This is a genomic window from Nocardia cyriacigeorgica (genome assembly GCF_010868145.1).
Lineage (GTDB): Bacteria > Actinomycetota > Actinomycetes > Mycobacteriales > Mycobacteriaceae > Nocardia > Nocardia cyriacigeorgica_D.
In genome coordinates, this window is the sequence record NZ_JAAGUY010000016.1 from 126,032 (window position 1) to 137,501 (window position 11,470).

General features: G+C 66.7%; 12 protein-coding genes. 7 read left to right on the forward strand and 5 right to left on the reverse strand.

The annotated features are described in order from the left end of the window. Positions 1 to 40: 40 nt before the first annotated feature. The gene (locus tag GV792_RS19235) at positions 41 to 691 is read right to left on the reverse strand and encodes a PH domain-containing protein (protein ID WP_309139128.1); all 651 of its coding nucleotides are present in this window, start codon (positions 689 to 691) and stop codon (positions 41 to 43) included. 332 nt (positions 692 to 1,023) lie between these two features. Between GV792_RS19235 and GV792_RS19240 the strand changes: the two genes are divergently transcribed. From GV792_RS19240 to ilvC, 3 genes are all read left to right on the forward strand, one after another. Next, a complete protein-coding gene (locus GV792_RS19240) occupies positions 1,024 to 2,988 on the forward strand; it encodes an acetolactate synthase large subunit (RefSeq protein WP_163825532.1) in 1,965 nt (654 codons plus the stop codon). Beyond that, positions 2,985 to 3,488, forward strand: coding sequence for an acetolactate synthase small subunit (gene ilvN / locus GV792_RS19245; protein ID WP_163825533.1), 504 nt, complete (start codon positions 2,985 to 2,987; stop codon positions 3,486 to 3,488). Before GV792_RS19240 ends, ilvN begins: the two co-directional genes overlap by 4 nt. A gap of 67 nt (positions 3,489 to 3,555) precedes the next feature. After that, positions 3,556 to 4,557, forward strand: coding sequence for a ketol-acid reductoisomerase (ilvC, locus tag GV792_RS19250; RefSeq protein WP_175583098.1), 1,002 nt, complete (start codon positions 3,556 to 3,558; stop codon positions 4,555 to 4,557). Between the two features lie 66 nt (positions 4,558 to 4,623). Here the strand turns inward: ilvC and GV792_RS19255 are convergent, their stop codons facing one another. Continuing rightward, positions 4,624 to 5,046 (reverse strand): PPOX class F420-dependent oxidoreductase, encoded by a 423-nt coding sequence (locus GV792_RS19255; RefSeq protein ID WP_163825535.1) that lies wholly within the window; start codon positions 5,044 to 5,046, stop codon positions 4,624 to 4,626. 92 nt (positions 5,047 to 5,138) lie between these two features. After that, positions 5,139 to 5,489 (reverse strand): hypothetical protein, encoded by a 351-nt coding sequence (locus GV792_RS19260; RefSeq protein ID WP_163825536.1) that lies wholly within the window; start codon positions 5,487 to 5,489, stop codon positions 5,139 to 5,141. Between the two features lie 270 nt (positions 5,490 to 5,759). Between GV792_RS19260 and GV792_RS19265 the strand changes: the two genes are divergently transcribed. Beyond that, positions 5,760 to 7,115 carry a DUF2252 domain-containing protein gene (locus GV792_RS19265; RefSeq protein ID WP_163825537.1) on the forward strand — a complete coding sequence of 452 codons (1,356 nt, stop codon included), beginning with the start codon at positions 5,760 to 5,762 and terminating at the stop codon, positions 7,113 to 7,115. Here GV792_RS19265 and GV792_RS19270 read toward each other — a convergent pair. Together GV792_RS19270 and GV792_RS19275 are read right to left on the reverse strand one after the other, a co-directional pair. After that, on the reverse strand, positions 7,045 to 7,797 hold the full coding sequence (locus GV792_RS19270) for a hypothetical protein (RefSeq protein ID WP_163825538.1): 753 nt from the start codon (positions 7,795 to 7,797) through the stop codon (positions 7,045 to 7,047). The genes GV792_RS19265 and GV792_RS19270 overlap by 71 nt on opposite strands. Continuing rightward, positions 7,797 to 8,228, reverse strand: a complete 432-nt coding sequence (locus GV792_RS19275) for a VOC family protein (protein WP_163825539.1) — start codon at positions 8,226 to 8,228, stop codon at positions 7,797 to 7,799. Before GV792_RS19275 ends, GV792_RS19270 begins: the two co-directional genes overlap by 1 nt. Before the next feature lie 159 nt (positions 8,229 to 8,387). On the opposite strand from GV792_RS19275, the gene GV792_RS19280 reads away from it, so the two are divergent. From GV792_RS19280 to GV792_RS19290, 3 genes are all read left to right on the forward strand, one after another. Continuing rightward, the gene (locus tag GV792_RS19280) at positions 8,388 to 9,362 is read left to right on the forward strand and encodes a GlxA family transcriptional regulator (RefSeq protein WP_163825540.1); all 975 of its coding nucleotides are present in this window, start codon (positions 8,388 to 8,390) and stop codon (positions 9,360 to 9,362) included. A gap of 113 nt (positions 9,363 to 9,475) precedes the next feature. Beyond that, positions 9,476 to 10,354 carry an AAA family ATPase gene (locus GV792_RS19285; RefSeq protein WP_163825541.1) on the forward strand — a complete coding sequence of 293 codons (879 nt, stop codon included), beginning with the start codon at positions 9,476 to 9,478 and terminating at the stop codon, positions 10,352 to 10,354. A 73-nt stretch (positions 10,355 to 10,427) separates the two neighbouring features. Then, positions 10,428 to 11,470, forward strand: a 1,043-nt coding sequence (locus GV792_RS19290; protein WP_309139129.1) for a VWA domain-containing protein, incomplete at its 3' end; no start/stop codon positions are given.

The following is an 11,470-nucleotide window of genomic DNA, read 5'->3' on the forward strand; positions in this document are numbered from 1 at the left end:
CGCGGCAGGCACGGGCTGTGTGCCGGTCGCGGGTGGTGAATCAGCTACCCGGTGTGGTGTCGGTATCGCGTGCGGCCGCGGTATCGGCCTCGCTTGGCGTCGGGGTGTCGCCGCCGCCCGTGGTCGAGTCGCCGCCCGTGGTCGAGTCGGCGCCCGAGGGGGGCTCGGTGGTCGGGCTTTCGGTCGTGCCATCGGTGGTGGCATCGTCCGAGCCGGCAGGTTGCGCGGGTCCGGCGAACGGGTCGGGGATACGTCCACCCGAAGCGTCCACCAATTCGCGCAACCTGTCGTAGGTTACCGCCGGTAGTTTGGCCTCGCTGTCGTCGTCGAGGTGAACTCGGACATAGCCACGCTTGGGAATACGGATACCGCGCACCTGCGCCCAGTCGATGTGGCGGGATCCGAAGGCCGTCCGCAAGTCGAGTCCGGCGCCCGAGACCGTGGTCTGGGTGCGCAGGATCCATACCGATACCGCGATCGGGAGGGCGAACAGCCACCAGAGTGCGGCGGGCCAGCCGACGAACGGGAAGAACACGCACAGCATCAGCACCAGGACGCCGATGAAGTTCAGCCGTGTGATGCGGATGACACGCGCCGGCGCGCCCCCGGTCGCCTGACCACCCGTATCCGTCGTCGTGTCGGACGTGTGGGACGATTTAGCCGGTGGCACGGACTGATGCGGTGATGACACACCACCATCCTCGCATCATGGTGGACGGACTCGAGCACCCACTGTCGTCCCACATAATGGGACGGCGTAGGCCGGCAGTTTGACTCTTCACCTCACGCACAAATACCGTCATGCGCGTGAATCGAAACGAGTTGCTCGTACTCGGCCGGCGCGTCCAGCGTTGAGCCCGACTACCTGATACGTCAGCTCGCACTGCGACGCGCCACCCTCGAACAGCCATGTGCTGTCGGGGGCTTTTTTGTGTTCGGACCATGACCGCTGTCCGGACGGGCAGGCACCGCCACTCGCGGCTCGCCCGGGGTCATAACGACAAGAGGTAAGGAACCAAGACGGTGAGCGCACCAACCGCCCGGCCCGGGCCCTCGGCCCGCAGGCCTGCGCCTTCGGCGAACCAGCCGGCAGCTGCCGGCACTCCCGCGACGAACACGGCCAACCGCCGCCAGCTCCCGCCCGAGCGGGTCACCGGCGCGCAGTCGGTCGTCCGCTCGCTCGAGGAGCTCGGCGTCGACACCGTATTCGGTATTCCCGGCGGGGCCATCCTGCCCGTCTACGACCCGCTGTTCGATTCCACCCGGGTGCGCCACGTTCTGGTGCGCCACGAGCAGGGCGCGGGCCACGCCGCCACCGGGTACGCCCAGGCCACCGGCAAGGTCGGCGTGTGCATGGCGACCTCTGGTCCCGGTGCGACCAACCTGGTCACCCCGATTGCCGACGCCCAAATGGACTCGGTGCCGATCGTCGCGATCACCGGCCAGGTCGGCCGCGGGCTCATCGGCACCGACGCGTTCCAGGAAGCCGACATCTCCGGCATCACCATGCCGATCACCAAGCACAACTTCCTGATCACCGACGGCCACGACATCCCGCGCATGATCGCGGAGGCGTTCTACCTGGCGGCCAGTGGTCGTCCGGGCGCGGTTCTGGTCGACATCCCCAAGGACGTGCTGCAGGCGCAGACCACCTTCAGCTGGCCGCCGGAGATGCGGCTGCCCGGCTACCGCCCGGTGACCAAGCCGCACGGCAAGCAGGTGCGTGAGGCCGCGCGGCTGATCGCCGAGGCCAAGTCGCCGGTGCTCTACGTCGGTGGCGGTGTGATCAAGGCCGACGCCTCCGCCGAACTGCTCGAGCTCGCCGAACTGACCGGCATCCCCGTGGTGACCACGCTGATGGCGCGCGGCGCGTTCCCCGACAGCCATCGCCTGCACTGCGGCATGCCCGGTATGCACGGTTCGGTGGCGGCGGTGGCGGCGCTGCAGAAGTCGGATCTGCTGATCACTCTCGGTGCCCGTTTCGACGATCGGGTGACCGGTCAGCTGGACTCCTTCGCGCCCGGCGCCAAGGTCATCCACGCCGATATCGACCCCGCCGAGATCGGTAAGAACCGGCACGCCGACGTCCCGATCGTCGGTGACTGCCGTGAGGTGATCATCGAGCTGATCGAGACCCTGAAGTCCGATCCGGCCCAGACCATGCCGTTCGAGCTGACCGAATGGTGGACCTACCTCGACGGCATCCGCGACGGCTACCCGCTGGGCTGGAGTGCGCCGAGCGACGGTTCGTTGTCGCCGGAGTTCGTCATCGACGCACTCGGCCGCCTCGCCGGACCGGACGCGATCTACTGTGCCGGCGTCGGCCAGCACCAGATGTGGGCCGCCCAGTTCGTCAAGTACGAGAAGCCGCGCACCTGGCTGAACTCCGGTGGCCTCGGCACCATGGGCTACGCCGTGCCTGCCGCCATGGGCGCCAAGATGGGCGCACCGGACAAAGAGGTCTGGGCGGTCGACGGTGACGGCTGCTTCCAGATGACCAACCAGGAGCTGGCGACCTGCGCGGTGGAGGGCGTGCCGATCAAGGTCGCGCTGATCAACAACGGCAACCTCGGCATGGTCCGCCAGTGGCAGACCCTGTTCTACGAACAGCGCTACTCCAACACCGATCTCGGTACGCACACCCTGCGCATCCCCGACTTCGTCAAACTCGCCGAAGCCCTCGGCTGCCACGGCATCCGGGTGGAGAAGGAAGAAGACGTCGAGGCCGCGATCCGGGAGGCGCAGTCGATCAACGACCGCCCGGTGGTCATCGACTTCATCGTCGGTAAGGACGCCCAGGTGTGGCCGATGGTCGCCGCGGGCACCAGCAACGACGAGATCATGGCCGCGCGCGGCATCCGGCCGCTGTTCGACGAGGACGAGTCGGCCGCCGAGCCCGCCGTCATCCATGAGGCGCTGTCCCATGACCGGAGTAAGGCCGGTACGACCGACGCCACCGCATCGACCAGCGAGGGGACCAACGAATGAGCAGCACCCACACCCTCAGTGTCCTCGTCGAGGACAAACCGGGCGTGCTGGCGCGCGTGGCGAGTCTGTTCTCTCGCCGCGGTTTCAATATCGAATCGCTGGCGGTCGGTGGCACCGAGGTTCCGGAGATCTCCCGGATGACCATCGTCGTCACCGTCGAGGACCTGCCACTCGAGCAGGTCACCAAGCAGCTCAACAAGCTGGTGAACGTCATCAAGATCGTCGAGCAGGACGCCGACGCGTCGGTGGCACGCGAATTGATCCTGGTGAAGGTGCGCGCGGACGCCAGTGTGCGCACCCAGGTGATCGAGGCCGTTACGCTCTTCCGGGCGAAGGTCATCGACGTGTCCCCGGACGCGCTCACCGTCGAAGCGACCGGAACCCGGTCCAAGCTCGACGCGCTGCTGCGGATGCTGGAACCGTACGGCATCCGTGAGATCGTGCAGTCCGGTGTAGTGGCCGTCGGCCGCGGTCCGAAGTCGATCACCGCGACCCGCTGAGCTACCCCGAAAACAAATCTTTACTAACGCCTATCAAGTGAGAAGGGAACCAACAGTGGCAGTCGAGATGTTCTACGACGACGATGCCGATCTGTCGATCATCCAGGGCCGCAAGGTCGCGGTGATCGGTTACGGCAGCCAGGGCCACGCGCACTCGCTGAGCCTGCGCGATTCCGGCGTCGAGGTCCGTGTCGGCCTCGCCGAGGGCTCGAAGTCGCGGCCGAAGGCCGAAGAGGCCGGACTGACCGTCGGCACCCCCGCCGAGGTTTCCGAGTGGGCCGACGTCATCATGGTGCTCGCCCCCGACACCGCGCAGGCGTCGATCTTCACCAACGACATCGAGCCGAACCTGAAGGATGGCGACGCGCTGTTCTTCGGCCACGGCCTCAACATCCACTTCGGCCTGATCAAGCCCCCGGCGAACGTCACCATCGGCATGGTCGCGCCGAAGGGCCCCGGCCACCTGGTGCGTCGTCAGTTCGTCGACGGCAAGGGTGTTCCGGCGCTCATCGCGGTCGACCAGGACCCGAAGGGTGAGGGCCAGGCGCTGGCGCTGTCCTACGCCAAGGGCATCGGCGGCACCCGCGCGGGCGTCATCAAGACCACCTTCAAGGAAGAGACCGAGACCGACCTGTTCGGTGAGCAGGCCGTGCTCTGCGGTGGCACCGAGGAACTGGTCAAGACCGGTTTCGAGGTCATGGTCGAGGCCGGTTACGCGCCGGAGATGGCCTACTTCGAGGTGCTGCACGAGCTGAAGCTGATCGTCGACCTGATGTACGAGGGCGGCATCGCGCGGATGAACTACTCGGTCTCCGACACCGCCGAGTTCGGTGGCTACCTGTCGGGCCCGCGGGTCATCGACGCCGACACCAAGAAGCGGATGCAGGACATCCTCAAGGACATCCAGGACGGCACCTTCGTCAAGCGTCTGGTCGCCAACGTCGAGGGCGGCAACAAGGAACTCGAGGCGCTGCGTAAGCAGAACGCCGAGCACCCGATCGAGGTCACCGGCGCCAAGCTGCGTGGTCTGATGAGCTGGGTGGATCGCCCGATCACCGAAACCGCCTGAGTTTCGCTGTGACCTCAGAAAGGGCCCGTTCGCCAAGGCGAACGGGCCCTTTCGTTGTGCTGCTCCTCAGGCGACCGAGCGTGCGCGGCCCTTGGGATCGGCCGGATCGATATGCCAGCTGTGCACCCTGCGTGGATGGATCCGGATGATGTCGTGGGAGAACCACTCGGGCACCACTGGCGGCACGTCGACGGTGAGTGTTTCGGCGATGCCACGGATCTCGATGCCCCGGCCCTTCCCCGGCACGAGTTCTCCGGGCCTGTCCGGTGTCAGATCATCGAACAGAAGACTGACCTTCGGGTTGGCGAGCACGTTGCGGAAGCGCTTGGTGTTCGCGTGATCCGGTCCGCCGATATCGATGGTGTCGTCGGCATTGAGTCGGAAGCCGAGCGGGACCGTCATCGGCTGTCCGTTCGGCGTGACGGTGGAGAGCCGACACAGCCGGACGGTCTGTAAGTAGTCGCGTTCGACGTCGGTGAGCAGTGCCATGACGTCGACCGTAGAACCTCGATGGAGGTTGAGGTCAAGTGTGCGGCGGGCGGAACCCCGACCGGCATGCTCGCCATTCCGCCCGTGGTCGATCAGAAGCTACCGAATCCGCGCGGAATGATCGAACGCAGTAGCCACCAGAACGGGTCGTGTCCGCGACCCCGATCCCAGTTCTTGTCATGGTCCCACTTGCGGTCGTGGTCCCAGTTCTTGTCGTGATCCCACCTGCGGTCGTGATCCCACTTCCGGTTGTGATCCCAATCGTTGCGGTTGTCCCAATCCCGACCGGGACGATCGACCTGGGTGACACCCGGCGGTGCCGACCCGGAGTCGGCCGCGGCCGGAACCGCTACCGCAGTCAGCGGAAACACGGTGATCGCGCCGGCGATGGCGACGCGGGCCGCCGTCCGGCGAAGCGGCGTTGATGTGGTGTTCGTGAACAACTTCGTATCCTTTCCAACTCGCTGCGCACCGTCGGCCGCGGTCCCGTGATCAGCGCTTGGTCGGGGGAATCGTCGAGCAGCGGTGATATATCCACTCTTGCGCACTTCCGGGCAAACGTCACGGGTGCGGGCAGGTTTGCGTCAGAGGATCATTCGAATGGATGAGATGTCCCGGATACCCGCATATCGGGCGGCTGGGGCGCAATAGGGGACACACCGGAGATTGGCCGGATGGTTGTGCGCACACGGCGGCGGCGCAAGACTGTGTGGATGACGAACACCGACGTCGCGGCTGCTCCATCGGGCTCGGACGGTCGTGCGATCCGTCGCGAGGTCCCGCGATCGGCACTGGGGGAGTTGAAGCTCGGCCCCGATCGCGATCCGATCGCCATCCTGGAACGACAGGCGGTCACCCGGGTTCCTGAGTTGGTGCCGATCCGCTACGGGCGCATGGTGGCGGGCATGTTCCCGTTCCTGCGCGGCGCCCCGGCCATCATGGCCGCCGACTTGGCCGCTACGCCGAACACCGGTCTGACAGTGCAGTTGTGCGGTGACGCCCACCTGTCCAACTTCGGCGTCTTCGCTTCGCCGGAACGGTCACTGGTGTTCGACCTGAACGATTTCGACGAGACCCTGCCCGGCCCGTTCGAATGGGATGTCAAACGGTTGGCGGCGAGTATCGCGGTCGCCGCGCGTAGTAATGGGTTCACCGATGATGAGGCGAGCGCGGCGGTGCACACCGCCGCCTCGGGCTACCGCGAATGCATGCGGCGACTCGCCGGCCTCGATTCGCTCGACGTCTGGTACGAGCAGGTGAACACCGACACCCTCACCGACCTGGTCACCAAGCCCAAGCGCCGTAAGAACGTCGAGAAAACCCTCGACGCCGCTCGCAAACGGACCAACCTGCAGGCGCTGCACAAACTCACCGAGACCGGTCCGGACGGCATGCCACGGATTCTGCATCAGCCGCCGCTGCTGGTGCCGATCGCACCGGACGACGCCGCCGCCGTCCGAGAGGTCTTCGGATCGTATCGGCGCACGCTGCCAGAGGAACGCCGAATCCTGGTTGACCGCTATCGGATGGTGGATTTCGCGCTCAAAGTCGTCGGCGTCGGCAGTGTCGGTACCCGGTGCTTCGTCGCGCTGCTCGTCGACCGCGACAGCGGAGGCCCGCTGTTCCTGCAGGTCAAGGAGGCCCAGGAGTCGGTGCTCGCGCCGCATCTGCGCGCGAGCGTGTTCCGTCATCACGGTCACCGAGTCGTCCACGGCCAGCGGGTGATGCAGACCTCGAGCGATATTTTCCTTGGCTGGGTCACCGGGCCCGGTGGCCGCCACTTCTATCTGCGTCAGCTGCGAGATATGAAGGGCTCAGCAGATATCGACAATATGACGCGCTCCGGTATGCGCGACTACTCCGCCCTGTGCGGGCACACCCTGGCCCGCGCCCATGCCCGCTCGGGCGACCGCATCGCCATCGCCGACTATCTCGGTTCCGGTGATGCGTTCGACCGAGCCATGGCCGCGTTCGCCCTCGACTACGCCGATCAGACCGTCATCGATCATCGAGCGCTGGTCGAGGCCATCGAATCCGGACGCGTCGAAGCTGCGGCGAACCCGTACTGAACCGCGGCGTGGCCGGGCCGCGCAGGCACTGCGTGGCGGCGCGGGTCGCGGTCTGGTGCGCGGTGAGACCCGCCATTTCGAACTGGTCCATCGCGGCGTCCAGATCGAACAAGTCGTTGTCGCCGAAGACATTCGCCACGATCTCATGGGTGACGGCACCGATTTCGGCAGCGCAGATCAGCGTGACCGCGTCGGCGCGCTGCTCGTCGTTCGGTCGTCCGGTGGCCAGGCAGGTGAGCATTTCGGCGACGGCGTCGGTCGTCCACACACCGGGCAGCGCCGCGGCCGACTGCGCCACCGGCGGTGAGTCTGCCCGGTACCACCGTCCCGCATCCCACCAGTAGCAGAAGGTGGTGAGTCCGGTATCGGCGTGCGGGTTGAGCATCGGGTCGACGGCCCAGTCAGGCGGTTCGGGGTGCACGGGCGGCGGTCCGTCGATTGCCTCGCGCGACGATGGTGCGACCCATACCCCGCCCGAGAGGACCGCGCGGCCGCCGGGCAGGGCATACAGCGTCGATCCGCTCTTCCCGGAGCTCTCGAACCAGGCCAGCGACGGCAACATCCGCGGGCCCCACTGCGATCCGGACGCGGCGAACGCGGCGGACATCGCCGCCCACCGAGCCCATAGCTGCGGAAACGGTGGCAGCTCGGTATCGGTGCAGATCTGTGTCCGGACGGCCATCAGATCACCGCGGTGAGCTCGAGATGAATACCGTCGGGGTCGGTGAAGCCGAGGATCGCGATACCGAACTGATCCATCTCGACAATGTCGCCATGTTCGACGCCCGCCTCGTCGAAGCGGGCGATGGCCTTCATCAGATCCTCGCGCGAATCGACGGTGAAGCTGAGGTGATCGAGCCCGACGCGTTCGGAATCGAAGTGGTCGTCCGGATCGGCGACCGGCCGCAGGCCGAGCAGCATGCCGCCTGGCGTCTGGAAGACGACGCCGCCGTAGAGCTGGAAGCGGTCGGCACGAACCAGTGGATCGGCCGGATTACCCGGGGATTCGGCGGCGACCTCGAAGCCGAGCACGTCCTCGTAGAACTCACGCGAGCGATGAATATCGGTGACCGTCAAACGAATGTGGTGGACGATGCTGGTGGCGAGCGACATGCGGGACTCCGATGGGGTGGGTCGGGCGGCGGACGACGGCTCGGGGCTGCCGGTGTTGGCGGGCCGAACGACTGTGCGATCCGCCACAAGAAGTGAGAATATGTTGCGAGACGACCATTACCGAGTGTCGGAAACGACATATTCAGTACTATTCCCGACATGGATGTCGGGGTGTTCGTGATGGATGGCGTCGCAGACTTCGGTTTTGCCGCGTTACTGGAGACCTTCAATACCGCCAACGCCGCCCGCGACCAGCTCGAGACTCCACCCGAGCCATGGCGGGTGCGGACCCTCTCGTTCGGAACGAGCGTGACCTCGGGCCACGGAAACACCATCCCGACCACGCGAATGGTCGACGTCGACACCCAACCCGACATGATGATCGTGCCCGCCGTGCAGGTCCTCGACCCCGAGCCGCTGGTCGAGCTGGTCACCTCCGTGCGTAGCAAGCCGGTGCTCGATCGGATCCGGCAGGTCCACGACAGTGGCACCCACGTCGCCGGCGCCTGCTCCGGGACGTTCTTCCTCGCCGAGGCGGGAGTGCTCGACGGATCACCCGCGACCACCAGCTGGTGGCTCGGCCCCACCTTCCGCCGCCGATACCCGCAGGTGGCGCTGGACGAGAGCCGGATCCTGTGCCGTGGCGCGCGAGTGAGCACCGCGGGCGCCGCGCTGTCACATATGGATCTCGCGCTGGCGCTGGTGCATTCGGCGAGCCCGGCGCTCGCCGAACTCACCAGCCGATACATGGTCGCGGGAAACCGGCGCCAGCAGCGCGATGTCGTAGTGCCCGAGGTCATCGCCCGCGGCAATTCGGTGACCGCCGCCTTCGAACGGTGGGTGCGCGACCATTTGGCCGAACAGTTCCTGATCTCCACCGCTGCCCATGCACTCGGCGTCACCGAACGCAGCCTGCAACGCGCCACCCACGCGGAGCTGGGCATGTCGCCACGCGACTTCGTCAACGACATCCGCTTGGAACGGGCCGCTCATCTGTTGCGGTCGACCGACCTCACGTTGGACGCGATCGCGGCCCGGGTGGGTTACCTGAACGCGGGCACGCTGCGCGGGCTGGTCAAACGCCGCCGGGGCGTGTCGATCGCCGAACTCCGCGCTTCCCCTCTGTCGTGGTGACCGCCGCGAGTGGCACCCGACGATCGGGCTCTCGGTCGATGCCGCCGGCATCTGCCGCTCGCCGTGTGCATCGCCAACGGACGAGCGGAGCGGGCGACCTACACTGTTTACCGATGAGTAACTTCTTTGCCTCGGTGGATGAGGTGACCCGCAGGCTGACCGATGTCGGATACCTGCCGTCCACCGATATCGCCACCGCCGTGTTTCTCGCCGGTCATCTGGGCAAACCGTTGCTCATCGAGGGGCCTGCCGGTGTCGGCAAGACCGAACTGGCCAAGGCCATCGCCACCACCGGTGCCGCCGAGCTGATCCGTCTGCAGTGCTACGAGGGCATCGACGAGGCCCGTGCCCTGTACGAGTGGAACCACGCCAAGCAACTGCTGCGGATCACCGCCACCGAGGGTGAAGGCTGGGACAGCACCCGCGAGCACGTCTTCACCGAAGAGTTCCTGCTCCCGCGCCCCTTGCTGGCCGCCATCCGCAACCCCGACCCCACCGTGCTGCTCATCGATGAGCTCGACAAGGCGGACGTCGAACTCGAGGGGCTGCTGCTCGAAGTGCTCGGCGACTACCAGGTCAGCATCCCCGAACTCGGCACCATGACCGCCGTCCGCAAGCCGTTCGTCATCCTGACCTCTAACGCCAACCGAGAGCTCTCCGAGGCGTTGAAGCGGCGCTGCCTGTACCTGCATATCGACTATCCGACGGCCGAGTTGGAACGTGCCATCGTGCGGTTGCGGGTGCCGGAACTCGACGCAGCCATGGCTGAACCTGTCGTGCGCACCGTCGGCGCGCTCCGCCAACTGCCGCTGCGCAAGGCGCCGTCGGTCGCCGAAACCGTCGACTGGGCCCGGACTCTCGTCGCGTTGGGGGCTCGGCGGCTCACCGGTGGGATGGTGCGATCGACGCTGGGTGTGCTGTTGAAACATCAGTCGGATCATCGAGTCGCTGTGGAGAAGCTCGAGCTCGGTGGGACGGAGTCGGCGAGATGATCCGCGAGCACCTGGGTGGGCAGCACTGGGCGCGCTCGCGCTCGCCACGTTCTTGTCGCTACGCGGTGGGCGGGTGATCAGCTCGCGCACCGAACCCATGACCGACCGCCTCGTCGACTTCGTCACCCTCCTTCGCGAGCACGGCATCAACGCAGGCCCCAGCGAAACCATCGACGCCGCCGAAGCCATCGTCGCCCTCGGCACCGACAACCCCGACCGCCTCCGCTCCGGCCTGGCCGCAACCCTGCTGCGCCGCAACGGTCAACGCTCGGTTTTCGACCAGCTCTTCGACCTCTACTTTCTCGGCCGCGGCGGATTCGGCGAAGTGCGCGAACCGAATACCGACGCCATCGACTCTCTGCGCGACGAGCTGGTCATCGCCCTCGCGGCCGACAACCCCGATGCGACTACCGAACTCGCGCGCCACGCCCTCACCGAACTCGGCGGCTACGGCAGCGGGGCACAGGGCGCTGGCGCGTCGGGAGTCGTCACCACCGCCTCCGGCGCGGGCTGGTCGTCGTATCTGACTCTGAAGGCGTTGCAACCCGACGACCTCGTCGAACGCATCGTCTCCCGAATGGGCGCCCCCACCGGCGAATTCGACACCGCCGTGCACACCATCGAAGCCGACCGCCGCTTACGCGTCTTCCGCACAGCTCTGCAGACCGAGGCCCGCATCCGCTCCGCCGACCTGCGCGGCACCGACTACATCGCCCGCCGCGGCGTCGAATCCAGCACCGACCGCATAGATTTCCTCGGCGCCCGCGAACAGGACCTCGCCGACATGCGCCGCCTAGTCCATCCTTTGGCCCGCAAACTCGCCACCCGCCTGGCCGCCCGTCGCCGCAAATCCGTCCGCGGCCAGATCGACCTGCGCCGCACCCTCCGCACCTCCATGTCCACCGGCGGCATCCCCATCACCCCGGTCCTGCGAGCCCGCAAACACGGCCGCCCCGACCTCGTCGTCCTCGCCGACCTCTCCGGCTCCGTCACCGGCTTCGCCGAATTCACCCTCCACCTCGTCCAAGCCCTCCAAGACCAATTCAGCCGCGTCCGCAGCTTCGGCTTCATCGACACCTGCGCCGAAATCACCCCCTGGTTCACCCCCGGCGAACC